We start from the raw sequence: 23762 nt of genomic DNA, 5'->3' as shown, positions 1-23762 counted from the left end.
AAGGGAGTTGGTCATGACGGATGTGGTAATTGTCTCCGCGGCGCGGACGCCAGTCGGTTCCTTCAACGGGGCGTTCGGCGCGCTGTCCGCACACGAGCTCGGAGCTGTCGCAATCAAAGGCGCCCTGGATCGCGCGAAGGTCTCGCCCGAGGATGTCGATGAAGTCATCCTGGGGCAGGTGCTATCCGGTGGTGAGGGGCAGAACCCCGCGCGGCAGGCCGCGATGGCGGCCGGCATTCCGCAGGAGAAAACGGCATGGGGCATGAACCAGCTCTGCGGCTCGGGCCTGCGGTCGGTCGCGCTTGGGCTGCAGCAGATCGCCAATGGTGATGCCAGGATCATCGTCGCCGGCGGCATGGAGTCCATGTCGATGGCGCCGCATCTGTCGCATCTGCGGAACGGCACCAAGATGGGCGACGTCAAGTTCGTCGACTCCATGCTGAAGGACGGCCTTATGGACGCCTTCCGCGGCTATCACATGGGCGTCACGGCAGAGAACATCGCGGCCAGATGGCAGATCACCCGCGAGGAGCAGGATGCGTTCGCGACCAGCTCGCAGAACAAGGCCGAGGATGCGCAGAAGGGCGGCCGGTTCAAGGATGAGATCGTTCCGGTCACCGTCAAGACCAGGAAGGGCGACGTCGTCGTCGACCAGGATGAATATATCCGCCCCGGCACGACGCAGGAGTCGCTGGCCAAGCTGAAGCCCGCTTTCAACAAGGAAGGTTCGGTGACGGCGGGCAACGCTTCGGGCCTCAACGACGGCGCGGCCGCTCTGGTGTTGATGAGCGCGGACGAAGCCAGCAAGCGCGGCCTGGCGCCTCTTGCCAGGATCGTCTCGTGGGCCACGGCCGGCGTCGATCCGGCGGTGATGGGTTCGGGGCCGATTCCGGCCTCGCGCAAGGCGCTGGAAAAGGCTGGCTGGAGGGTCAAAGATCTCGACCTCGTCGAGGCCAACGAAGCCTTTGCGGCCCAGGCCATCGCCGTCAACAAGGACATGGGCTGGGATCCGTCGATCGTGAACGTGAACGGCGGCGCCATCGCCATCGGCCATCCGATCGGTGCATCCGGCGCCCGCGTGCTGACGACGCTGCTGTTCGAGATGCAGAAGCGGGGTGCGAAGAAGGGGCTTGCCACGTTGTGCATCGGCGGCGGCATGGGTGTCGCCCTAACGGTCGAACGCTAGAAGAGCAAAGCCGGTTTTTAGAACCGGAGAGAATCGCGGACGGCACCACGCCGTTCGCGAACGACAACGGCTGGCCGAGCGCCGGCAAATAGAGATTGAACCGACCAGGATCAGGAGGAGATCATGTCCAGAGTTGCGGTGGTGACCGGCGGAACGCGCGGTATCGGCGAGGCGATTTCGATCGCGCTCAAGGCGGCCGGCTACAAGGTAGCGGCGAGCTATGCCGGTAACGACGAGGCGGCTGCGAAGTTCAAGAGCCAGACCGGCATCAACGTCTACAAATGGGACGTCTCGAACTACGACGCCTGTGCCGCGGGTCTCAAACAGGTCGAGGCTGACCTTGGTCCGGTGGACGTGCTGGTCAACAATGCCGGCATCACCAAGGACGGCATGTTCCACAAGATGACGCCGGAGCAATGGTACGCGGTCATCAACACCAATTTGAACTCGCTGTTCAACATGACGCGGCCAGTGTGGGAAGGCATGCGCGAGCGCAAGTTCGGCCGGGTGATTTGCATCTCCTCGATCAATGGTCAGAAGGGCCAGATGGGCCAGGTCAATTATTCCGCCGCCAAGGCAGGTGATATCGGCTTCGTGAAGGCGCTGGCTCAGGAAGGGGCTCGCGCCGGCATCACCGTCAACACGATCTGCCCCGGCTATATCGCGACCGAGATGGTCAAGGCGATCAATCCGGAGATCGTAGCCAAGAACATCCTGCCCCAGATTCCGGTCGGTCGCCTCGGCGAACCACACGAGATCGCGCGCACGGTCGTGTTCCTCGCCTCCGACGATGCCGGCTTCATCACGGGATCGACGATCTCGGCGAATGGCGGCCAGCACATGATCTGAGGCCGCTTGAGAGCAGAGGGAGGCCGCGTATCGGCCTCCCGAACGAGGGAATCAAGTCGAGGGATACGATGGACCAGGACCTGAAGGAAGCCGCACTCGAATATCATCGCCTGCCGACGCCGGGAAAGATCTCGGTGGTGCCGACCAAGGCGATGGCCACCCAACGCGATCTGGCGCTGGCGTATTCGCCCGGCGTGGCGGAGCCCTGCCTGGTCATTGCCGAGGATCCGTTGCAAGCAGATGTGCTGACGGCGCGCAGTAACCTCGTCGCCGTCGTCACCAACGGCACCGCCGTGCTCGGCCTTGGCAATATCGGCGCATTGGCTGGCAAGCCGGTCATGGAAGGCAAGGCGTGCCTGTTCAAGAAATTCGCGGGGATCGATGTCTTCGACATCGAACTCGCCGAGGAGAATCCTGATGCGCTGGTCGAGACGATCGCCAGGATGGAGCCGACCTTTGGCGGTATCAACCTGGAGGACATCAAGGCGCCGGAATGCTTCTACATCGAGAAGAAGCTCCGCGAGCGGATGAAGATCCCGGTCTTTCACGACGACCAGCACGGCACTGCGATCATCGCCGCGGCGGCGATCCTCAATGGACTGAAGCTGGTCAAGAAGGACATCGCCGACGTCAAGCTGGTGTGCTCCGGCGCGGGCGCTGCGGCGCTTGCCTGCCTTGATCTGATCGTGAGCCTTGGACTGCGCCGCGAGCGGATCATCGTGACCGATGCCAAGGGCGTCGTGTATGCCGGCCGCGCCGAAAGCATGGACGATAACAAGGCGCGCTATGCTGTGAAGACGGAGGCGCGCAAGTTAGATGACATCATTCAGGATGCGGACATCTTCCTTGGCCTGTCGGCCGGCAAGGTGCTGACCCCTGAGATGGTCAAGAAGATGACGCGCGATCCCCTGATCTTCGCGATGGCCAATCCGATTCCGGAGATCATGCCGGAGGACGCGCTGGCGGTCCGCCCCGATGCGATCATCGGCACGGGACGTTCGGACTACCCTAACCAGATCAACAATGTGCTGTGCTTCCCGTTCATCTTCCGCGGCGCGCTCGATTGCGGCGCGACCACCATCAATGAGGAGATGAAGCTTGCGACGGTGCGCGCGCTGGCGGACCTGGCTATGGCTGAGGTGCCAGAGGTGGTCGCCACAGCCTACAAGGGCGAGGAGCTTCGCTTCGGGCGCAACTATCTCATTCCAAAGCCGTTCGATCCGCGACTCATCGAGATGATTGCGCCGGCGGTAGCTAAGGCGGCTGCCGATACGGGTGTTGCCAGGCGTCCGATCGTCGATATGGACGCTTATCGGCAGAAGCTGAGCCGATTCGTCTACCAGTCCGGCAATGCGATGCAGCCGGTCTTTTCGGTGGCGAAGGGGAGCGGAAAATCCCTTGTTCTGGCGGAGGGCGAGGATGAGCGCGTGCTGCGGGCCGCACAGGTCATCGCCGACGAGCGGATCGCAAAGCCGCTGCTGCTTGGCCGGCCGGCGACGATCGAACAGCACATCAAGGCCTTCGGTCTCCGGCTCAGACCCGGACAGGACTGCGAGATCATCGATCCGCACGATGCGCAGGTCTATTCCAAATGCGCCGATGTTTATCATGCGCGCAGGAAGCGCGACGGCGTGTCGGCGGCCCTTGCGCTGTCGGAGACAAGGAGCAACGCGACCGTGCTCGCCTCGATCCTGCTCGAGCGGGGGATCGGCGATGCGATGCTTTGCGGGGTGATCGGGCGAACCGCCGATCACTTGGCCGCGATCAAGAACGTGATCGGGACGAGGGACGATGTGCGGACCCTCGCCGTGATGCAGATGCTCATTCTCCCGCAGCATCAGCTGTTCATCTGCGACACGCACTGCAATCTCAATCCGACTGCCGAGCAGGTTGCTGACATCGCGTTGCTGGCGGCCGCCGAAGTTAAGCGGTTCGGCATCACGCCGCGCGTGGCGCTGCTGTCGCATTCAAGCTTCGGAAGCTCCGCGGTCCCGGAAGCGCACAAGATGCGGGAAGCGCGCACGATCATTCGGGAGCGCTCGCCCGACCTCGCGGTGGAAGGCGAGATGCGTGGAGATGCCGCGCTTTCGCAGTCGGTGCGTGACCACGAGTTTCCGGAGTCCGGCTTCGCAGGGCCTGCGAACGTACTGGTAATGCCCAATCTCGACGCCGCCAACATCTCGTACAATCTGCTGCGGATGGCCGCGGGGCAGGGGCTGACGGTCGGCGGCATTCTGCTCGGCGCGGCGAAGCCGGCCCATATTCTCACGCCGTCCTCCACCGTCCGTCGCATCGTGAACATGGCCGCCGTCGCAGCCGCGGATGCGGTGTCGGAGAGAGCCTGATCTGAGATCCGATTGGGCGAACTGTGAACGCGATCGGTCGAGGCCATCATGAGTGAGGCGCAAGCGGGAAAACCCCGGGTCGTGATCGTCGGAGGCGGGGCGGGCGGACTGGAGCTCGCGACCCGTCTCGGCGACAAATATGGCCGCAAGGGCAGGCTCGACGTCACGCTGATCGAGCGCAACCGCACGCATGTGTGGAAGCCGAAGCTGCACGAGATTGCGGCCGGAAGCATGGATATCGCGGCCCACGAGGTCGACTATCTCGCGCAATCCTACTGGCACGGCTTTCGCTACCGGATCGGGGAGATGATCGGAATCGACCGGGAGCGCCGTCAGGTGCTGGTGGCCCCCTATCTCGATGCCGAAGGCCGTGAGGTGACGCCGAAGCGGAGCTTTGACTATGACGTCCTCGTCATCGCTGTCGGCAGCCAGAACAACGATTTTGGCACGCCGGGCGTCGCGGAGCACGCGATCAAGCTGGAATCGCAGGCAGATGCGAAGCGCTTTCACGAGCGAATGGTCAATGCGTGTATCCGCGCCCATGCCCAATCCTCGCCCCTTGGGGAACACCAGTTGAAGGTCGCGATCATCGGCGCCGGCGCGACCGGTGTCGAGCTTGCGGCGGAGCTGCACCGGACGACGCGAGAAGTCGTGGCCCACGGACTAGATCAGGTCGATCCGCAGAAGGACATCAGAATCACGCTGATCGAAGCCGCGGACCGGGTACTTCCCGCGCTGCCCGAACGGGTTTCAAAAGAGACGGAAAAGTTGCTCGTCAGGTTGGGCGTTAATGTGCTCGTGGGTGCCAAGGTCTCCGTAGTCGGCTCCGACCATGTGAGCCTGACAGACGGGCGAACGATTCCCGCCGAACTGATCGTCTGGGCTGCTGGCGTGAAGGCGCCCGATTCCCTGAAGGAGATCGCAGGCCTCGAAACCAACCGCATTAATCAGCTTGTCGTACGGCCGACGTTGCAGGCCACGCGCGACGATAACATCTTTGCGATCGGCGACTGCTCGGCCTGCTCATGGGGCGACCGGGGCAACGTGCCGCCGCGTGCGCAGGCGGCGCATCAGCAGGCGTCCCACCTTTACTCGCAGATCCCGCGGCATCTGCGCGGCGAGGCTCTCAAGGATTATCGCTACCGGGACTTCGGCTCCTTGGTGTCGCTCGGCGAGTTCAGCACGGTCGGATCGATGATGGGCGCGCTGGTCGGCGGCAGCCTGGTGTTCGAGGGGCTGTTCGCGCGGATGATGTATCTGTCGCTGTACAAGATGCACGAACACGCTCTGCATGGTTCGGTGAAGGTAGCGCTTGACACGCTGGCCCGCCTGATCACTCGGCGGACCGAACCGCACGTCAAGCTTCACTGACGTAGGCATGCTGGAGATGAATATCGTGTCAGCCGTCGCGCACCTGACGCTGGCTCGAGCCTGGGGGGATGCTGATGGACGCCGTGTTCCTTGCGCGTATCCAGTTCGCCGCGAACATCACGTTTCATATCCTGTTTCCGTCGATCTCGATCGCACTGAGCTGGGTGCTGCTGTTCTTCCGCCTGAAGCATCTGCGCGCAACCGACCCGCAGCAGAAGGTGGACTGGCTTCGCGCCTATCGTCTGTGGACCAAAGTATTCGCCCTGACATTTGCGCTCGGGGTGGTCAGCGGCGTCACCATGAGCTTCCAGTTCGGCACCAACTGGCCGGGCTATATGGAGCGGGTCGGCAATATCGCGGGGCCATTGCTGGGCTATGAGGTGCTCACCGCGTTCTTCCTGGAAGCGGGTTTTCTCGGCGTCATGCTGTTTGGTCACCGCCGCGTCGGCGAGATGGTTCACCTGGGGGCGACCTTTCTGGTCGCGCTCGGCACGTTGATGAGCGCGTTCTGGATCCTTGCCCTCAATTCATGGATGCACACGCCGGCGGGCTACGAGATTGTCGACGGCCAGTTCCATGCGAAGGACTGGCTTGAGATCGTTTTCAATCCATCCTTTCCCTACCGCTTCGTCCATATGGTGCTGGCGTCCTCGCTGACCTGCGCGTTCCTGCTGATCGGGATCAGCGCTTGGCAGCTCCTGAAGGGTGTCGCGATGACAAGCGCGTCACGGGTGCTGCGGGCCGGACTCGTGTTCGCGGCGCTCACCGCGCCTGCGCAGATGGTGGCAGGCGACTTTCACGGGCTTAACACGCTCAAGCATCAACCGCAGAAGATCGCGGCGGTCGAGGGTATCTGGGAAACGGCGCGCGGGGCTCCGCTGCTGCTGTTTGCGATTCCCAACGATGCGACGCGGTCGAACCGTTTCGAGCTGCCGGTGCCAAAGCTCGCGAGCCTGATCCTACGTCACGACCCTGAGGGGGAGCTCAAGGGGCTGAACGAGTTTCCATCTGCCCATCCGCCGGTGCTGCCGCTGTTCTGGTCGTTCCGGATCATGGTGGGAACGGGCATCCTGATGCTGCTGGTCAGCTGGGTCGGGCTCTGGCGGCATTGGCGCGATGGCTGGGATTTTTCCCGTATGCCGCGACCGCTGCTCACACTGTTTGCCGGCATGACCTTTGCCGGGTGGGTTGCAACGATCGCCGGATGGTACGTCACCGAGATCGGACGCCAGCCCTTCATCGTGTCCGGCCTGATTCGAACCAGCGAAGTTGCCTCGCGCGTTCCGTCGGCGAGTATCGCGCTGACCCTGGCAATCTACGTCACGCTCTATGTCGGCCTGCTGGCGGCCTATGTCGGCGTGCTCAAATACATGGCGGAGAAGCCGGACAAGAGCACGGCGTCGGTCATGTCGGAGGAGTTTGCGGAGGACCCGCATCGGTATCAGGGCCGCGGAGAGTTCGCATGATGGTGATGTCCTTCGACGAGATGCTGCCACTGATCTTCATCGGGCTGATGGGGGTGTCGCTGCTCGTCTATGTCGTCAGCGACGGCTACGACCTCGGGGTCGGCATGCTCATGCACCGCGCGACGCCCGAGGAGCGCGATACTATGGTCGCGTCAATCGGCCCGTTCTGGGATGCGAATGAAACCTGGCTCGTTCTCGGCGTCGGCCTTCTATTGGTCGCCTTCCCGAAGGCGCATGGGCTGGTCCTGTCGGAGTTGTACCTGCCGAGCGCGCTCATGCTGGTCGGCTTGATTCTGCGCGGCGCAGCGTTTGATTTCCGGGTCAAGGCGAAGGCGGCCCGGAAGGCGATGTGGGATCGCATGTTCATCGCCGGGTCGATGCTGGCGTCCATCTGCCAGGGCTGGATGCTTGGCCGCTACATCAGCGGGTTCGGCGAAGGCTGGAATTATCCGATCTTCGCTGGCGCAATCGCGGTGGCGCTGCCGATGGCCTATGCGCTGCTCGGCGCGACATGGCTCGTTATGAAGACGCAGGGTGAACTGCAGGAGAAGGCGATCGAGTGGAGCAAGATCGCTTGGGCACCCATGGTCCTGGGCCTGATCCTAATCTCGATGGCAACGCCATGGATCAGCGAGACCGTCCGCGTCAGGTGGTTCACGCTGCCGGCGATCATCGCGGTGGCGGCGATCCCGATCACGTCCGGCGTTGCGCTGCTGGCAGTTCGCCTTCTGCTGGGGACGCCAGCCGTGCGCGGGGCACTGTGCTGGCTGCCCTTCGTGCTGCTGGTCCTGGTCTTCTTCCTGAGCTTCCTCGGGCTCAGCTACAGCATCTATCCGTTTGTCGTGATCGACCGGCTCACGGTCTGGCAGGCCGCCAGCAGCCCGGAGTCGCTGAAGGTGATCCTGATCGGGGTCTGCGTGACACTGCCGGTCATCATCGCCTACACCGGATTTTCCTATCGCGTATTCCGAGGCAAGGCCATAGAGTTGGACTATGCGTGAGCCGTCGTCCGCAGTGGCCGGTGCTCCACAGTTTGTGCTGGTTCAGGAGATGACGGAGCTTCTATCCCTGGTGAGCGTCAAGGGACCTGCCAAAGTCAGTTCGGTGGTGCCGGTTTCCACGCGTTGGCTCGTTCGTGGCGCATTTGCCCTCGCGCTGGTCGCCGCGGCGGCGTGGCTGGGATACATGGTCACGTTCCGCCGGGGACTGGACCATCTGCACGCCGCGGCCCAGCAGCGGCTGACCGTCGAGGCCGCGAGGCTCGACGGCTACCTGTCGAGATTTGAATATCTTCCGTCTCTCCTGGAGACATCGCCCAGCGTGTTCCGGCTGCTCGAGGCGCCCAGCGATCCTGCACTGCAGCAAAACGTCAGCTTGTATCTGAAGTCGATCAACCTGCTTGCGGGAGCCGACAATCTCTATGTCCTTGGCGTCACCGGCGCGACATTGGCCGCGGCTGATTTCGACCAGCCCGGCACGCCCTTCGGCGAAAACCTGTCGTATCGCCCCTATGTGAGCGAAGCGCTCTCGAATGGCCGCGGCGCCTTCTTTGGTGTCGGTATCACGACCGCGCGCGCCGGCTACTATCTGTCCTATGCGCTGAAGGACGGCGGAACGACAAAGGGGATCGCGACCGTCAAGGTCAATCTGGATTCGTTCGAGCGGGCGTGGCGCAGCACCGACAACGACATTCTTCTGGTCGACGAGCGCAAGGTGACGATCCTTGCCGCCCGCGACGAGTGGCGCTATCGCCCCATGGCGCCGCTTTCGGTTCCAACACGTGATGACATTGCGCGATTCAAACCCTACGGAAACCACGATCTTGTGCCACTTGGATGGACGCTCGTCGATCAATCTGAGAACGGCACGGCACGGATCATAGCGGAGAACGGTACCGCCTATACGGTCAGCGAGGTCCCAATCAACCGCGGTCTGTGGAAGCTCGTGCTTCTCGACGACGAGGCGCCCACGCGGCAGACCGCGCTCATCATCGGGATCATATCGGGTCTCGCCGCCCTCGTCGCGCTGCTGGCGCTTGGTCTTGTCGAGCAACGCCGCCGGGAGATCAAGCAACGCTTGGCGAGCCAAGCCGCGTTGCAGGCGGCCAACGACATGCTCGAGACCAGGGTGCAGGAGCGCACCGCCGAATTGCGGGCTGCGCAGGATGAACTCGTTCATGCCGGCAAGCTGGCAGCCCTCGGCCAGATGTCGGCCGGCATCGTGCACGAGTTGAACCAGCCGCTGGCGGCCCTGCAAACTGCCGCCGACAATGCGGTCCTGCTCGTTGATCGCGGATCGATTGGCGATGCTCGCGGAAATCTCACCCGAATTGGCGAATTGGTGCGGAGGCTCGGCCGCTTGACCAGCCAGCTCCGCGTGTTCGCGTACAAGTCGAGCAGCCCGCTTGGCGCGGTGTCCGTCGAGCATGCAGTGGCTGAATCGCTCAAGATATTGGCCGGGCGTGTCAAGGAGGGTGGTGTTGCCGTGGCGACAGAGATCGACGCTAAGCTCTTCGTCGTTGCCGATCAGACACGGCTGGAGCAGCTGCTGTGCAACATCGTGGCCAATGCGCTGGATGCCGTGGAAGGTGTCGAGCGGAAGTCGATCCTGATCCGGGCGGGCAGGGAAGAGGCGCAGACCGTCCGCTGCCGCATCGTGATCAGCAACAGCGGGCCGACGATCGCCTCCGACGTCCTGCAGCGCATGTTCGAGCCGTTCGTGACGACCAAGCCCGCGGGAAAGGGGCTCGGCCTTGGCCTGATGCTTTCTAATCACATTGCACGCTCGTTCGGCGGCGAACTGCATGCGCGAAACCTGACGCCTGATGGTGCCGAATTCGTCGTGACCCTTCCATTGGCAGAGATAGCAGAGGCGGCCTCGCATGGGTGATGACCAATCGATCGGCGTGATCTATGTCGAGGACGACGACGACGTCCGGATCGGCGGCGTCCAGGCGCTCGAGCTCGCAGGATTTTCCGTTTCCGGATTTGCCTCGGTTGAGAGCGCCAGCGGCTCCGTTCGGGCAGATATGCCTTTTGTCGTGGTCTGCGATGTGCGCCTGCGCGGGCGTAGCGGTCTCGACTGGCTGTCCGATCTGCGCCGACTGGACCAGGATCTGCCTGTGATCCTGATCACGGGTCATGGCGATATTTCGATGGCCGTGCAGGCAATGCGGACCGGCGCTTATGATTTCATCGAGAAGCCCTGCTCCTCGGAGCAGTTGATCTCAGTGGTGCGCCGGGCGGCGGAGAAGCGGCGGCTGACGCTCGAGGTGCGATCGTTGCGGTCCGCCTTGGCGGACCGCAACGGAATCGAGGCGAGCTTGCTCGGCCGATCACCGCAGATCCAGGAGGTGCGCCGGCTCGTCTCCACCTTGGCGGCGACCAATGTCGACGTCACGATCTATGGTGAGACCGGAACCGGCAAGGACGTCGTCGCGCGCTGCCTGCACAATCACAGCGGCCGCCGCGGCGGCAATTATGTCGCGGTGAATTGCGGCGGTCTGCCGGAATCGCTGGTCGAGAGCGAGCTGTTCGGCCACGAGGTGGGCGCGTTCACCGGCGCCACCCGTCAGCGGATAGGAAAGATCGAATACGCCAGTGGCGGAACGCTGTTCCTCGACGAGATCGAGAGCATGCCGCTGAGCGTCCAGGTTAAATTGCTGAGATCGCTCCAGGATCGCTCGATCGAGCGCGTCGGCACCAACAAGGCGATCGCGGTGGATTGCCGTGTCGTGGCTGCGAGCAAGGTGAATTTGCTCGAGCTGAGCGAAAAGCGTCTGTTTCGTGCCGATCTGTACTATCGCCTCGGCGTCGCTTTCATCGAGCTCCCGCCGTTGCGCGAACGGCGGGAGGATATCCCGCTGCTGTTCGAGCACTTCACCCTGGATGCGGCGAGGCGGTTCGAGCGTGACGCCCCGATTCTGGACGAACAGACCATGTCTCACCTGCTGGCCTATTCGTGGCCGGGCAACGTACGCGAGCTTCGCAACGTCGCCGACCGTTTCGTGCTCGGTGTCCTCGACAGCAAGGCGGTCAATAAATCCGGTTTCGGTACGTCGGATGTGTCATTGCCGCGGCAACTCGAGAACATCGAGCGATCGATCATCGAGGACGCGCTCCGGCGCAAGCAGGGCGACGTCCAGGCAACGGCCGCGCTTCTCAGCATTCCGAAGCAGACGCTGTACGACAAGATCAAACGCCTCTCCGTGAATGTCGATGGCATCAGGGAGGGTGCGGCCGTCCGCTCCGGGTCCTGAGATCGCGGCGGACCGTGGGACGAACCGACCGGCCCGCCCATGCGGGCCCAGATAGCTAGCACGCTCTCGGTGCAGCCGAGGGCAAAGGGCGCCGGCAGAAGCCGCCCGTTATCGGAAGGCAACGAACCAATCAGATCTTGAGGAACGCCATGAATCGGCCATTCAACGTGCCTGATGAATTTGTCGAGGGCTTTTTGAAGGCGGGGGAAAGTCTGTGGCGATCGCTTGGGTGGGCACCGAACAGCGATCGCGACGGGGCGAACCTCGGCTCAGCCCTGAATTTATCGGGGCGTCTCGCCGAATTGCAGGCCGAGCACATGAAGCGGCTATACCAGCTCACCGAGCACGTCATCAAATCGGCCGCCGGCGTGCAAGGCGAAGGAGGCATTGAGCCTGCACGCGGCGATCGCCGGTTCAACGCCACGGAATGGCGGGACGATGCGGCCTATAGTCTGTTGAAGCAATGCTATTTGCTGAACTCGCGCTACTGCGTCGACTTCGTCGAGGCGCTCGATCTCGACGAGAAGGAAAAGCATCGACTGCGCTTCTTCACGCGCCAGCTCATCGAGGCGATGAGCCCGACCAATTTCCTGGCCACCAATCCGGATGTCATCAAGCTCGCGACGGACAGCGAAGGTCAAAGCCTCAAGGCGGGCCTGGAGAACCTGATGAGCGATCTGGGCAGGGGTAGCCTGACGATCACGGATGAGGAGGCTTTCGAGGTCGGAAAGGATGTCGCCGCATCCAGGGGCGCGGTTGTGTTCGAAAACGAGCTGTTTCAGCTCATTCAATACGCGCCTGCGACGGAGCAGGTGGCCGCCCGGCCTCTGCTGATCGTGCCGCCCTGCATCAACAAGTTCTACATTCTCGACCTCCAGCCGGCCAATTCGTTCGTTCGATTCGCGGTCGAGAACGGCTTCACGGTCTTCGTGGTTTCATGGCGCAACCCGGATGCCTCCTGTGGCCACATTCGATGGGACGACTACGTTGAGGATGGCGCCATACGCGCCATCGACATCGCCCGATCGATTTCGGGTGTAGACAAGATCAACGTCCTGGGTTGGTGTGTCGGCGGAACGATCTTGTCATCCGCACTCGCCATTCTGCGAACGCGCGGCGATGAATCGGTTGCCAGTGTGACGTTGCTGACGACCATGCTCGACTTCCGGGAACCGGGCGATCTTGGCGTATTCGTAGACGAGGAAGGGGTGCGGCAGCGCGAGCAGACGATCGGGAGGGAAGGCATCTACCGCGGCGCCGAGCTCGGCTTCGTCTTTCAGACGCTGCGGTCGAAGGAGCTGATCTGGCCGAACGTGATCAACAACTATCTGAAGGGAAAGTCGCCGGAGCGTTTCGATCTGCTGTTCTGGAACGCGGATGTCACCAACCTTCCCGGACCGATGTATTGCTTCTACATCAGGAACATGTACCTGGAGAACAATCTTCGGGAGCCGAACCGGTTGACAATGTGCGGCACTCCTGTCGATCTGGCCCGGGTCGATCTGCCTGCTTACGTGCTGGCGACCGCCGAAGATCATATCGTGCCGTGGCGATCGGCCTATCGCACCACCGGCCTGTTCAGTGGCAACACCCGCTTTGTGCTCGGCGCCAGTGGGCACATTGCCGGCGTGATCAATCCCGCCTCCAAGAACAAGCGAAGCTATTGGCTGTCGGACCAGCGATGCGACGATCCCGCCGCGTGGCTTGCGAGCGCCGACGAAAGGCCGGGCAGTTGGTGGAACGATTGGATCGCGTGGCTCAAGCCGTGGGCTGAAGACCGGGTGCCCGCCCGGACGCAACTCGGCAGCAACCTCTATCCGCCGGGGGAAGCGGCACCGGGCCGATATGTGAAAGCGAAGGCGAACTGACATCGTTGAACGGTCATGGAACGATTGGAAGGTAGCGGGAGCGTTAGCCGTTCAAAGCGGTCGCTGAGCGAGGCGATCTCATCATCAGAAATGACTATGGGTTGCTCTTTGTACCGTTTGACGATGTCGATAGGTTACTAAAAGCTGCCACAGAAAAGTCCGAGCGGAGCGGAAGCAGATCTCGAACATTGTGGCGGGCGCGCAGGGATTCTTCTCTGCGCGAGCTGGGCTGCGAAGGTCTCGATTGAAGAGGGAAATTCGTGAGCAGAAATTATACTCACACCGCGAAGTGAGTATGACTCAGGCAGCTACAACCTCGATGTCCAAAGAAGCTTTGCCTGCACATGCACGACTTGACCTCCGCCTGACGTGTGCACTGAGAATCCGAAGAAGCGATTTCCGCTTCCAATTCATGCAAATATCGTCCTAGAAGAGCCAGGCTACGGAAGCCCTCGTCAAACGAGAATTCTCAGTCGGTCTAATCACATAAAGGACTGATCGGAGTTGAAATACCTCAATAAGATGAACAGCTTAGGGCGCAAATTTGCCGTGGCGCCCATGATGGATTGGACCGACCGGCATTGCCGGGTGTTCCACCGTCAGCTCACGCGGCGTGCGCTGCTCTATACGGAGATGCTGACCACCGGCGCCATCATCCATGGCGACCGGGAGCGGCTGCTCGGGTTCGATGCGTGCGAAAACCCGGTGGCGCTTCAGCTTGGCGGCTCGGATCCGAGCGAGCTCGCGCAGGCCGCGCGCATCGGCGAGGCGTTTGGCTATGACGAGATCAATCTCAATGTCGGCTGTCCGTCCGATCGCGTGAAGGATGGCCGCTTTGGCGCCTGTCTCATGGCGGAGCCGGAGCTGGTGGCGAGGTGCGTCGATGCGATGAAGCGCGCAGTTGCCGTGCCCGTCACGGTGAAGTGCCGCATCGGAATCGATGACCAGGATCCGGAGGTGGCGCTCGATACGCTTGCGCGCGCGGTGGTCGCAGCGGGCTGCGATGCGCTGATCGTGCATGCCAGGAAAGCCTGGCTCAACGGCCTGTCACCGAAGGAGAACCGCGATATTCCGCCGCTCGACTACGAGCGCGTCTATCGGCTCAAGCGCGCGATGCCTGATGTGCCCGTCATCATCAATGGCGGCATCCCAGGCATCGACGAGGCGAAGGCGCATCTTGAACACGTCGATGGCGTGATGCTCGGCCGCGCCGCCTATCAGGAGCCATGGCGGCTGCTCTCCGTCGATTCCGATATCTTCGGCGAGACGGCGCCGCATGCGACCATGCAGGACGCGCTCGAAGCGATGATGCCTTATATCGAGGCGCAGCTCGCGCGCGGTACGCGGCTGCACGCCATCACACGGCATTTCGTCGGTGCATTCCACGCCGTGCCCGGCGCGCGGGCCTTCCGCCGCCATCTTGCCGAGCAGGGGGTAAAGCCGGGCGCCGGTCTCGACGTGCTGCGCGATGCGATCGCGCGCGTCGGTGTGCGTGCGCCGGCGGAGGCGGCCGCCTGACTGCCGCGACGTGAAGAGCCGGATCGCAACATCCGGCTCTTCGTCGATCGGCCTCAACGGAACAGGTCGAAGTGATAATTCACGCCGACGCGGAAGGTGTGGAATTTCGCGGCGTTCCAGTCCGGCAGGTCGTCGTGCTTGAACTCGGTGTAGAGATATTCGGCCTTGGCCGACCATTTCGGCAGGAACGCCCATTCGACGCCGCCACCCGCTGTCCAGCCCATCTTCATCTTGTTGATCGGACCGTCCTTGAATTCGCCGGCGGCAAGGCCGGCGGTCCCGAAGAACAGCAGGCGTGAATCCATCGTCGCGATGCCGGCGCGGGCGCGGCCGGTCATGTACCAGGGCAGGCTGACCGCGGCGCTGTTGAGCGCGTCGTGGTTCTTGATGTCTCCGCCTTCGAAGTCGTTCTCGATGCCGACCACGAACATCGGCGAGAGCTGGTAGTTGTAGCCGATCTGCACGCCGCCGACGGCGCCCTTGACCTTGCCGCCAGTCGCGCCAGCGAGATTGTTGAAGGCGTCGTCGCCGCTCTCGGCATAGCCGGCGTTGAAGCCCGCATAGAGACCCGTCCACGAATACACCGGCTGCGGTGCCGTATAGGCGGAGGCGGGCGCTGCATAGCGCGGCGACAGGTCGGCAGCGCAGGCGCTGCCTGCGGCGAACACAGCCGCAAAGGGCAGGGCGCACATCGTGCGGCGTACCGCGGCTCTTGCAGTCATCATTCACAATCTCCCGCTTGGCCGCGTCCCTTCGGGAGCAGCGCCTGTCCAACCCCGATCCGGGACTGCGATTGTTATAAACCGACTGGTCGGTTTGTAAATAGCGCAAATGCCACACCGCGGCGCTTTCGCGGCGCGCCAACTGAAGTCGTGGTCTGGATGGGTCACAGCCCGCGCGATCGAGCCTGTTGGCTGGCGAGCGGCGGCTCGCGTGGGCGGTCTAGTCGACCGCCATCCGCGCGCGGCGGGGGCTGCTCTGGAGCTCCGGATAACCGGTGAGCATCAGCTTGTCGGCGCGCACGCCCCAGCTCTCCAGGCGGTCGAGGAAGCTCATGCCGAGCAGATTGGTCTTCATCTGCCCGCGCTGCACGACGAGGGCCGGCACCGATTTCTCAACGAGGTGGCCGACGGCAAGACGGTCGAGCGTGAGCCGGGCCGCCTTGGTGTGGCCGCCCGCGGTTTCGAGATCGACGTCATATTCGAGCATCTCGAGCGGCAGCCCGATCGCCTTTGCGGTTTCCCAGGTCAGCACCACGGAGGTCGCACCGGTGTCGATCACCATCGGTGCGGCGACGCCGTTGATCTTCGCGCGCAGCGCGAATTCACCGCCCTGGCCGCGCTGGATCTGCACGGCGGGTGCCGGTGTGACGGTCTGGGTGCGGAAGATGTGCGAGACCTTGTTGCTCGCGCGCGCGATCTGATCGGGATCGCCATAGGCGACGACGGCACCGGCGGTGCCGGCAAGCATGACGAGAACGAGCAGGAAGCGGATCATTGCGCACCTCCATATGCGCGCCGGCCGGTCAGGCGTGTTTCCGCGATCCCGCGATCGGCGCAAGTCCAGCTTCCGCCATGCGTGCCGGCAGCAGCGCCATGACCGAGAGCCGTTCCGCGCTTTCCATGGCGTGCCAGCGCGCGATCTCCGGCAAGGTGCGGCCGCAGCCGAAGCACAGCTTGGTCTTGGGATCGATCATGCAGACGGCGACGCACGGCGTTTCTTTGCTCATTTCGGCATAGTGAGGGATCGTCGGGCATTTCTGCAAGCATATCGTTAAGAGCCCGTGCCTGCGCTCATGATCGGCTTGTGGCGCGGCCGGCGCTTCTCGTCAGGCGCGAGGGAGCCCTCTGGCTGGAGCGGCGGAGAATCATCTGACAGCGGCGCCAGCGCGCTCATCACGCGCTCCGGCGGGAAGGTGACGATCACCTCGGTGCCGATACGCAGCTTCGATTTCAGCGTGAACGTGCCGCCATGCAGGTCGATCAGGTTCTTTGCGATCGGCAGGCCGAGGCCTGCGCCCTGTTCGGCCGACTTGATCGAGTTGGAGCCCTGGCCGAAGGAAGCGAGCACGACCGGAATCTCGTCCTCGGGGATGCCGGAGCCGGTATCCCTTACCGAGAGATATTGTCCGCCCGAAGCCGTCCAGCCGGCCTTGAGCCAGATCTCGCCGCCCTGCGGCGTGAACTTGATCGAGTTGGAGAGCAGGTTGAGCACGACCTGGCGGATCGCGCGCTCGTCGGCCCAGAGCCGCGGCATGGCCTGCTCGAATACCTCGTGGATGGTGATGCCGCGGCTGGAAGCGCGCAGCTTCATCAGATGGTGGCAGTCGGCGACGATGCCGACCAGCGACACGGCTTCCTCGTTCAGCTCGTAACGGCCGGCCTCGATCCGCGACAGATCGAGAATCTCGTTGATGAGGTTGAGCAGGTGCACGCCGGAGTTGTGGATGTCCGCCGAGTACTCCTTGTAGACCGGCACGGCATGCGCGCCAAAAATCTCGCTCTTCATCACCTCGGAGAAGCCGAGGATCGCGTTCAGCGGCGTGCGCAGCTCGTGGCTCATCTGCGCGAGGAAGCGCGACTTGGCGACATTGGCGGATTCGGCGCGGTGGCGCGCTTCGTCCGAGATCGCCTTGGCCTGCTCGAGTTCGCCGATCAGCGCGTCCTTCTCGGCGCGCGCCTCGAGCGTGGCGAAGGTCGAGGAATGCAGGCGATGCGCCAGCAGCACGAAATAGCCTTCGGCGGCGAGCGCGAGTGCGGCCAGGATGTAATTGTCCAGCGAGCCGGTCACCGCAAAGCTCAGCGCCATGGCGACTGCGACCGGTGCGGTGGCGGCAAGGGCGGCGATCGGTAGATTGGCGGCGAGCATGCTCGATACTGCGATCACCAGCAGCATCAGGAACATCATCAGCGTTTCCGTGACCATGTCGAGCACGGGATGGATCAGGATCGCCATCCAGCACAGGCCGTAGAGCAGGTCGAGCACGACGAAGCGTGTTCGCCACGCGCGCGTCGCGGCGGGCGAGGCGGGCTCGGTCAGGAACCGGCGGCAGCTGCGGATCATCGCGCCGTGGATGCAGAGCATGCCGGCGGTCCAGGCCGCGGCCGGGATCGGCTGCATCCACAGTCCGAACAGCACGCCGGTCGCAACCACCAGCAGCATCACGACATAGGAGGCCGACAGCCGCGTCTGGGCATATTGGCGCAGCATCTCGGCGTCGAACGCCGGCCGGGTTCCACTGGTCGACGTTAACTTATCGCGCGCCTCGCGCACCCGCTGCGCCGCAGCCCTTCGGCTGCTCGCCGATGGAGCGCTTACCGGCTCGGCCGGAAGCTGCACAACCTCAGGCTTTTCAGCGGGGTTACTCATCAAGCAACACGATTCCTGCCCACGCCGGACGCGGGCCTTCTGCATTGTCTATCTCTGGCAAGAAATCCTTAAGAGCTGACTTAAGGAGCTAAAGAATTACGTTAACCGGGCGTTAATCTGGAGCCGGTCCGAACCGCTCAATGCAGCGCCGCGTGCTGCGCGATGTACACCACCGCACCCGCAAGATAGCCGGCGAGCGCGGGGCCGGCGATGCGGCGGGCGTACCAGAGGAACTCGATCCGCTCGAGCCCCATCGCGGCAACGCCCGCGGCCGAGCCGATGATCAGGATCGAGCCGCCGGTGCCGGCGCAATAGGCGATGAACTCCCAGATGAAGCTGTCCGGCGGATAATGCGCGAGGTCGTACATGCCCATGGTCGCGGCGACCAGCGGCACGTTGTCGATGATGGCGCTGAGCAGGCCGAGCACGACGACGATGACGTCCTGTCGGCCGAGCGTGGCGTCGAGCCATTTGGCCAGCATCGAGAGCAGGCCGGCATGGTCGAGGCAGGCGACCGCGAGCAGGATGCCGACGAAGAACACGATAGAGGTCATGTCGATCCGTCCCAGCGCATGCACCAGCGTGAGGGGCTGGCGCACATGCTCGTCCTTGTGCCGGTGCACGATCTCGCCGACCAGCCAGAGCACGCCGAGCCCGAACAGGATGCCCATGAAGGGCGCCAGATGCGTCACCGCCTTGAACACTGGCACCGCGATCAGGGTGCCGAGCCCGAGATAGAACATCAGGTTGCGCTCGAACCGGTCGACAGCCAGCAGCCCGGTGTCCTTCGACGGCGGCGCGATGGTCTTGCCCTTGAGCGAGAAGCTGATGAAGGCGAGCGGCACGAGCAGATTGAGGAGCGAGGGCAGGAACACCGCGCTCATGATCTTCAGCGGCGAGATCTGCCCGCCGATCCAGAGCATGGTCGTGGTGACGTCGCCGATCACGGTCCAGGCGCCGCCGGCATTGGCGGCAATGACGATGAGGGAGGCGAACAGCAGGCGGTCGTCGCGACGGGCGATCAGCTTCTGGATCAGCGAGATCATGACGATGGTGGTCGTCAGATTGTCCAGGGTCGCGCTCAGGAAGAACGTCACGAAGCCGATCAGCCAGATCAGCACCACCTGGCTGGTGGTGCGGATCAGCGAGGTGATGACCTCGAAACCATCATGGGCGTCGATCACCTCGACGATGGTCATGGCGCCGATCAGGAAGAAAACGATCTGCGCGGTGGAGCCGACGGACTCGTCGAGCTGGCGGCCGACCAGCGCGTGGTCGCCCGTCGCGATCGCGTAGACACTCCAGAGCAGGCCCGCACCGAGCAGCGCGGAAGCGCTCTTGTTGACGCGAAGCGGGTGCTCGAGCGCGATCGCCGCATAGGCCAGGACGAAGATGGCGGCGATCGCGATCAGCAAGGTCGTTTCAGATGGTCAGGTGTCAGCGGTTGAGGCGCGCGAGCAGGCTGGACGTATCCCAACGCTTGCCGCCCATCTTCTCGACTTCGGCGTAGAACTGGTCGACCAGCGCTGTCACCGGCAGGGTGGCGCCGTTGCGGCGGGCTTCGGCCAGCGAGATCGACAGGTCCTTGCGCATCCATTCGACCGCGAAGCCGAAATCGTACTTGCCCTCGTTCATGGTCTTGTAGCGGTTCTCCATCTGCCACGACTGCGCCGCCCCCTTGGAGATGGTCTCGATTACCGCGGCGACGTCGAGGCCACTCTTCTTGGCGAAGTGAATACCCTCGGAGAGGCCCTGCACGAGGCCGGCGATGCAGATCTGGTTGACCATCTTGGTCAGCTGGCCAGAGCCGGCGGGCCCGAGCAGTTTGCACATCCGCGCATAGGCGCCGGTGATCACCGGCTCAGCGCCGGCATAGGCATCCTCGGCGCCGCCGCACATCACCGTCAGCACGCCGTTCTCGGCACCGGCCTGGCCGCCGGAGACCGGGGCGTCGATGAACTTGAAGCCGGCCTTGGTGGCGGCCGCGTCGAGCTCGCGCGCGACTTCGGCGGAGGCGGTGGTGTGGTCGACGAAAGTCGCACCCTTCTTCATGCCGGCGAAGGCACCGTCGGGGCCGATCGTCACCGCGCGCAGGTCATTGTCGTTGCCGACGCAGCACATCACGAAATCCTGGCCCTCGGCGGCGGCCTTCGGGGTCGCCGCGGTCTTGCCGCCGAACTTGTCCGCCCATTCCTTCGCCTTGGCCGCGGTGCGGTTGTAGACGGTGACCTCATGGCCCCCTTTTTTCACGAGGTGTCCGGCCATGGGGAAGCCCATCACGCCGAGACCGAGGAAAGCGACTTTAGCCATGTGTGGTACCTTGTCCGTAGTTTGGGTTTTACGGTTCTTGCCGGGCGGGGCGCGCCGGGTTCCGCCGTGAGGGCGGATCGGGGCGCACCATAAACCCTTGAGGGCGGAGGGCAACGGCTTCGTTTGGCGGCCCCCTGTGCTAGGATGGCGGGACTAAAGGACTTCAAAAAAAGGGAGCGAAAGCATGGGCGGCGTGAGCGTTGGCGTCCTCGATCATTTCAACATCCGGACCCGTAATCTGGCCGAGACGGTGCGCTTCTACGAGGATGTGCTGGGCCTGGAAAAAGGCGCCCGGCCGAATTTCGCCTTCCCGGGTGCCTGGATGTACAGCGAGGGCAAGCCGGTGGTGCACCTCGTCGATATTTCTCCGACCTCGGAGCCACAAAAGCCTGATTCCGGCGTTGTCCACCACGTCGCCTTCGTCAGCCGCGGTTTTGACGGCATGAAGCAGCGGCTGACGTCCAAAGGGATGAAATTCGACTCCCGCCAGGTGCCCGGCGGCGACCTCTGGCAGATCTTCGTGCACGACCCCAACGGGGTGATGATCGAGCTGAATTACGAGGCAGCCCTGGAGCAGGGGGCGGCGCCCGCCGAGATGGCTGACGATATCGGCAGGCAGTAGCCTTTTGGGCGTTTCCGCTCTAATGGGGCACATCCTGGACTCAAGGAGATGCGCTTTGAGCGTGACGCAGCAACAGGTTCTCGACAGCCTCGCCCGGATCAAATCGCCGCGCGGGGTCGCGCTTCCCAATGCGAATGTGCTGAGCGCGATCAGCGCCTCTGACGGCAAGGTGTTCTTCTCGATCAATGTCGATGCCGCGGAGGCGCGGGCCTGGGAGGCCGTCCGGGCCGAGGCCGAGGCCGCCGTGCGCGCCATTCCCGGCGCCACCACCGTGATGGTGGCGCTGACCGCTGAGCGCAAGCCGGGCTCTGCACCTCCGCCGCCGCCCACGCCAAGCCGTGGCACGCCGGGCGTGCAGCCGGTCCATGCCCACAAGCCGCCGCAGGGCGGTGGGTCGCCGATGGCGCGGCAATCGGAGATTCCGGGCGTCGCCGCCGTGATCGCGGTCGCCTCGGGCAAGGGCGGCGTCGGCAAGTCCACCACCGCGCTCAATCTGGCGCTGGGCCTGCGGGATCTCGGCCTCAAGGTCGGGCTTCTGGATGCCGACATCTACGGCCCCTCGGTGCCGCGGCTGACGGGCCTGCGCGACAAGCCGGAGCTGGATGGCGAGCGCAAGATGATTCCGCTCCGGCGCTTCGGCCTCGCGATCATGTCGATTGGCTTCCTGGTGGAGGAAGAGACCGCGATGATCTGGCGCGGTCCGATGGTGATGTCGGCGGTCACGCAGATGCTGCGCGACGTCGCATGGGGTAGCCTCGACGTGCTCGTCGTCGACATGCCGCCGGGCACCGGCGATGCCCAGCTGACGCTGGCGCAGAACGTGCCGCTGAAGGGCGCCGTGATCGTCTCGACCCCGCAGGACCTGTCGCTGATCGACGCGCGGCGGGGGCTTGCGATGTTCCGCAAGGTCAACGTGCCCGTGCTCGGCATCGTCGAGAACATGAGCTACTTCCAGTGCCCGCATTGCGGCACGAAATCCGACATCTTCGGCCATGGCGGAGCGCGCCACGAGGCCGAGAAGCTCGGAGTCCCGTTCCTGGGCGAGATCCCGCTGCACATGGCGATTCGCGCTACCTCGGACGCCGGCAATCCCGTCGTCGACAGCGAGCCGGACGGCCCCCATGCGGCGATCTACCGCGCCATTGCGGGCCAGGTTCGGGACCAGCTCAAGGGCGCTATCGCGGCGGCCTGAGCGGGACGACGCCAATCCATTGGGGACATGCGACTTTCGTAGAGCCCCGTCATGCCAATGTCGCGTTCCGCAGGCGGGGCTTCCGTGTTAAACGCCCACGGCAGTCAAGCCCCATCGGTTCGACGCGGCCCAAGCGCGTCGCCGGAATGAGCGGCGGCAAAGAGGAAGTTCGGGGGAACGCCCCAGCAAGGAGAGACCTGAAAATGAAGCGTCGTGATTTCCTGAAAGTGTCGGCAGCAGGCGCGGCGGCGACAGCCGCGGTGGCCTCGCCGGCGATCGCTCAATCATCGCCCGAGATCAAGTGGCGCCTGACCTCGAGCTTCCCGAAGTCGCTCGATACGATCTATGGCGGTGCCGAGCAGGTGGCGAAGTACGTCGCCGAAATGACCGACAACAAATTCCAGATCCAGGTGTTCGCGGCCGGCGAAATCGTCCCCGGCCTCCAGGCGCTCGATGCGACCTCGAACGGCACGGTCGAGATGTGCCACACCGTGTCGTACTACTATGTCGGCAAGGATCCGACCTTCGCGATCTTCGCCTCGGTGCCCTTCGGCCTCAACGCGCGCCAGCAGAATTCGTGGCTGTACCAGGGCGGCGGCAACGAGCTCGCCAACGAGTTCTTCAAGAAGTCGAACGTGATTGGCCACCCCTGCGGCAACACCGGCACCCAGATGGGCGGCTGGTTCCGCAAGGAGATCAAGACGGTTGCCGATCTCTCCGGCTTGAAATTCCGCATCGGCGGCATCGCCGGCCAGGTGCTTCAGAAAGTCGGCGTCGTGCCGCAGCAGCTCGCCGGCGGCGACATCTATCCGGCGCTGGAGAAGGGCACCATCGACGCCGCCGAATGGGTCGGCCCTTATGATGACGAGAAGCTCGGCTTCGCCAAGGTCGCCAAGTACTACTACTATCCCGGCTTCTGGGAAGGCGGCCCGACCGTCCATGCCTTCACCAACCTGGACAAGTGGAATTCGCTGCCGAAGAACTACCAGGCGATCCTCACCAACGCGATGGCCAATGCCAACAGCTGGATGGCCGCGCGTTACGACATGCAGAACCCGTCGGCGCTGAAGCGTCTGGTTGCCGGCGGCACGCAGCTTCGTCCCTTCACCAACGAGGTGCTCGAAGCCTGCCTCAAGGCGACCAACGAGCTGTGGGGCGAGATCTCGGCCAAAAACGCCGACTTCAAGAAGTCGATCGACGCCATGCAGGCCTACCGCTCCGATGAATATCTGTGGTGGCAGGTTGCCGAGTACACCTACGACAGCTTCATGATCCGCTCGCGCACCCGCGGCTGATCTTCGAAGAAGTCGCAAGATCGGAAAGCCCGGCCTCCCGACGAGGCCGGGCTTTTTCTTTGCTGGTGCATCCAGGGTCAGAAACAAAAAATCTCCAAAACAACCCCATGCAC

The 23762-nt window shown here is 63.5% G+C and carries 19 protein-coding genes; 13 read left to right on the top strand and 6 right to left on the bottom strand.

The genetic code is table 11. The features are described from left to right. Positions 1 to 13: 13 nt before the first annotated feature. The 10 genes from AB5K84_RS28555 (at position 14) to dusA (ending at position 14861) form a co-directional block, all read left to right on the top strand. Positions 14 to 1186 (top strand): acetyl-CoA C-acetyltransferase, encoded by a 1173-nt coding sequence (locus AB5K84_RS28555; protein ID WP_011086505.1) that lies wholly within the window; start codon positions 14 to 16, stop codon positions 1184 to 1186. 123 nt (positions 1187 to 1309) lie between these two features. Further along, the gene (gene phbB, locus AB5K84_RS28550; protein WP_011086506.1) at positions 1310 to 2035 is read left to right on the top strand and encodes an acetoacetyl-CoA reductase; all 726 of its coding nucleotides are present in this window, start codon (positions 1310 to 1312) and stop codon (positions 2033 to 2035) included. Positions 2036 to 2103: 68 nt separating this feature from the next. Then, the gene (locus tag AB5K84_RS28545; RefSeq protein WP_011086507.1) at positions 2104 to 4380 is read left to right on the top strand and encodes an NADP-dependent malic enzyme; all 2277 of its coding nucleotides are present in this window, start codon (positions 2104 to 2106) and stop codon (positions 4378 to 4380) included. A 48-nt stretch (positions 4381 to 4428) separates the two neighbouring features. Then, positions 4429 to 5751, top strand: a complete 1323-nt coding sequence (locus tag AB5K84_RS28540; RefSeq protein ID WP_011086508.1) for an NAD(P)/FAD-dependent oxidoreductase — start codon at positions 4429 to 4431, stop codon at positions 5749 to 5751. Between the two features lie 74 nt (positions 5752 to 5825). After that, a complete protein-coding gene (locus tag AB5K84_RS28535) occupies positions 5826 to 7217 on the top strand; it encodes a cytochrome ubiquinol oxidase subunit I (RefSeq protein WP_051000301.1) in 1392 nt (463 codons plus the stop codon). Continuing rightward, positions 7214 to 8218 (top strand): cytochrome d ubiquinol oxidase subunit II, encoded by a 1005-nt coding sequence (locus AB5K84_RS28530; RefSeq protein ID WP_011086510.1) that lies wholly within the window; start codon positions 7214 to 7216, stop codon positions 8216 to 8218. The genes AB5K84_RS28535 and AB5K84_RS28530 overlap by 4 nt, the downstream gene beginning before the upstream one ends. After that, entirely contained in the window at positions 8211 to 10106 is a 1896-nt protein-coding gene (locus tag AB5K84_RS28525) for a sensor histidine kinase (protein ID WP_011086511.1), read from the top strand. The genes AB5K84_RS28530 and AB5K84_RS28525 overlap by 8 nt, the downstream gene beginning before the upstream one ends. Next, entirely contained in the window at positions 10099 to 11475 is a 1377-nt protein-coding gene (locus AB5K84_RS28520) for a sigma-54-dependent transcriptional regulator (protein ID WP_011086512.1), read from the top strand. Before AB5K84_RS28525 ends, AB5K84_RS28520 begins: the two co-directional genes overlap by 8 nt. A gap of 149 nt (positions 11476 to 11624) precedes the next feature. Next, positions 11625 to 13343 carry a class I poly(R)-hydroxyalkanoic acid synthase gene (phaC, locus tag AB5K84_RS28515; protein WP_011086513.1) on the top strand — a complete coding sequence of 573 codons (1719 nt, stop codon included), beginning with the start codon at positions 11625 to 11627 and terminating at the stop codon, positions 13341 to 13343. Positions 13344 to 13865: 522 nt separating this feature from the next. After that, complete coding sequence (gene dusA, locus AB5K84_RS28510) at positions 13866 to 14861, top strand: tRNA dihydrouridine(20/20a) synthase DusA (protein WP_011086515.1); 996 nt, start codon at positions 13866 to 13868, stop codon at positions 14859 to 14861. Positions 14862 to 14914: 53 nt separating this feature from the next. On the opposite strand, the gene AB5K84_RS28505 is transcribed toward dusA, so the two are convergent. The 6 genes from AB5K84_RS28505 to AB5K84_RS28480 form a co-directional block, all read right to left on the bottom strand. Then, positions 14915 to 15583, bottom strand: a complete 669-nt coding sequence (locus AB5K84_RS28505; protein WP_038966236.1) for an outer membrane protein — start codon at positions 15581 to 15583, stop codon at positions 14915 to 14917. A 220-nt stretch (positions 15584 to 15803) separates the two neighbouring features. Beyond that, the gene (locus tag AB5K84_RS28500) at positions 15804 to 16358 is read right to left on the bottom strand and encodes a TIGR02281 family clan AA aspartic protease (protein ID WP_011086517.1); all 555 of its coding nucleotides are present in this window, start codon (positions 16356 to 16358) and stop codon (positions 15804 to 15806) included. A 28-nt stretch (positions 16359 to 16386) separates the two neighbouring features. Then, positions 16387 to 16590: a DUF1289 domain-containing protein gene (locus tag AB5K84_RS28495; RefSeq protein ID WP_011086518.1), complete on the bottom strand. Its 204-nt coding sequence runs from the start codon at positions 16588 to 16590 to the stop codon at positions 16387 to 16389. A 44-nt stretch (positions 16591 to 16634) separates the two neighbouring features. Next, positions 16635 to 18230 (bottom strand): sensor histidine kinase, encoded by a 1596-nt coding sequence (locus AB5K84_RS28490; RefSeq protein WP_038966223.1) that lies wholly within the window; start codon positions 18228 to 18230, stop codon positions 16635 to 16637. Positions 18231 to 18367: 137 nt separating this feature from the next. Beyond that, complete coding sequence (gene nhaD / locus AB5K84_RS28485; RefSeq protein ID WP_038966224.1) at positions 18368 to 19645, bottom strand: sodium:proton antiporter NhaD; 1278 nt, start codon at positions 19643 to 19645, stop codon at positions 18368 to 18370. Positions 19646 to 19667: 22 nt separating this feature from the next. Continuing rightward, a complete protein-coding gene (locus AB5K84_RS28480; RefSeq protein ID WP_011086521.1) occupies positions 19668 to 20540 on the bottom strand; it encodes an NAD(P)-dependent oxidoreductase in 873 nt (290 codons plus the stop codon). A gap of 184 nt (positions 20541 to 20724) precedes the next feature. Here AB5K84_RS28480 and AB5K84_RS28475 point away from each other — a divergent pair, with 184 nt between their 5' ends. From AB5K84_RS28475 to AB5K84_RS28465, 3 genes are all read left to right on the top strand, one after another. After that, positions 20725 to 21162 carry a VOC family protein gene (locus tag AB5K84_RS28475; protein ID WP_011086522.1) on the top strand — a complete coding sequence of 146 codons (438 nt, stop codon included), beginning with the start codon at positions 20725 to 20727 and terminating at the stop codon, positions 21160 to 21162. 55 nt (positions 21163 to 21217) lie between these two features. Next, positions 21218 to 22354 (top strand): Mrp/NBP35 family ATP-binding protein, encoded by a 1137-nt coding sequence (locus AB5K84_RS28470; RefSeq protein WP_028170828.1) that lies wholly within the window; start codon positions 21218 to 21220, stop codon positions 22352 to 22354. Positions 22355 to 22557: 203 nt separating this feature from the next. Further along, the gene (locus tag AB5K84_RS28465; protein ID WP_028170829.1) at positions 22558 to 23649 is read left to right on the top strand and encodes a TRAP transporter substrate-binding protein; all 1092 of its coding nucleotides are present in this window, start codon (positions 22558 to 22560) and stop codon (positions 23647 to 23649) included. Positions 23650 to 23762: the final 113 nt, after the last annotated feature.

The sequence above is a fragment of the Bradyrhizobium sp. 1200_D9_N1_1 genome (genome assembly GCF_052075915.1).
GTDB lineage: Bacteria > Pseudomonadota > Alphaproteobacteria > Rhizobiales > Xanthobacteraceae > Bradyrhizobium > Bradyrhizobium diazoefficiens.
This window is presented reverse-complemented; position numbering and strand designations above follow the sequence as displayed.

Bases quoted from the DNA above. Each gene is read 5' to 3' on its own strand.
- AB5K84_RS28490 (WP_038966223.1), bottom strand. From the start codon at position 18,230: ATGAGTAACCCCGCTGAAAAGCCTGAGGTTGTGCAGCTTCCGGCCGAG.
- AB5K84_RS28500 (WP_011086517.1), bottom strand. From the start codon at position 16,358: ATGATCCGCTTCCTGCTCGTTCTCGTCATGCTTGCCGGCACCGCCGGT.
- AB5K84_RS28535 (WP_051000301.1), top strand. From the start codon at position 5,826: ATGGACGCCGTGTTCCTTGCGCGTATCCAGTTCGCCGCGAACATCACG.
- AB5K84_RS28530 (WP_011086510.1), top strand. From the start codon at position 7,214: ATGATGGTGATGTCCTTCGACGAGATGCTGCCACTGATCTTCATCGGG.
- AB5K84_RS28525 (WP_011086511.1), top strand. From the start codon at position 8,211: ATGCGTGAGCCGTCGTCCGCAGTGGCCGGTGCTCCACAGTTTGTGCTG.
- AB5K84_RS28555 (WP_011086505.1), top strand. From the start codon at position 14: ATGACGGATGTGGTAATTGTCTCCGCGGCGCGGACGCCAGTCGGTTCC.
- AB5K84_RS28540 (WP_011086508.1), top strand. From the start codon at position 4,429: ATGAGTGAGGCGCAAGCGGGAAAACCCCGGGTCGTGATCGTCGGAGGC.
- AB5K84_RS28475 (WP_011086522.1), top strand. From the start codon at position 20,725: ATGGGCGGCGTGAGCGTTGGCGTCCTCGATCATTTCAACATCCGGACC.
- phaC (WP_011086513.1), top strand. From the start codon at position 11,625: ATGAATCGGCCATTCAACGTGCCTGATGAATTTGTCGAGGGCTTTTTG.
- dusA (WP_011086515.1), top strand. From the start codon at position 13,866: ATGAACAGCTTAGGGCGCAAATTTGCCGTGGCGCCCATGATGGATTGG.
- AB5K84_RS28505 (WP_038966236.1), bottom strand. From the start codon at position 15,583: ATGACTGCAAGAGCCGCGGTACGCCGCACGATGTGCGCCCTGCCCTTT.
- phbB (WP_011086506.1), top strand. From the start codon at position 1,310: ATGTCCAGAGTTGCGGTGGTGACCGGCGGAACGCGCGGTATCGGCGAG.
- AB5K84_RS28465 (WP_028170829.1), top strand. From the start codon at position 22,558: ATGAAGCGTCGTGATTTCCTGAAAGTGTCGGCAGCAGGCGCGGCGGCG.
- AB5K84_RS28520 (WP_011086512.1), top strand. From the start codon at position 10,099: ATGGGTGATGACCAATCGATCGGCGTGATCTATGTCGAGGACGACGAC.
- AB5K84_RS28495 (WP_011086518.1), bottom strand. From the start codon at position 16,590: ATGAGCAAAGAAACGCCGTGCGTCGCCGTCTGCATGATCGATCCCAAG.
- AB5K84_RS28545 (WP_011086507.1), top strand. From the start codon at position 2,104: ATGGACCAGGACCTGAAGGAAGCCGCACTCGAATATCATCGCCTGCCG.
- AB5K84_RS28480 (WP_011086521.1), bottom strand. From the start codon at position 20,540: ATGGCTAAAGTCGCTTTCCTCGGTCTCGGCGTGATGGGCTTCCCCATG.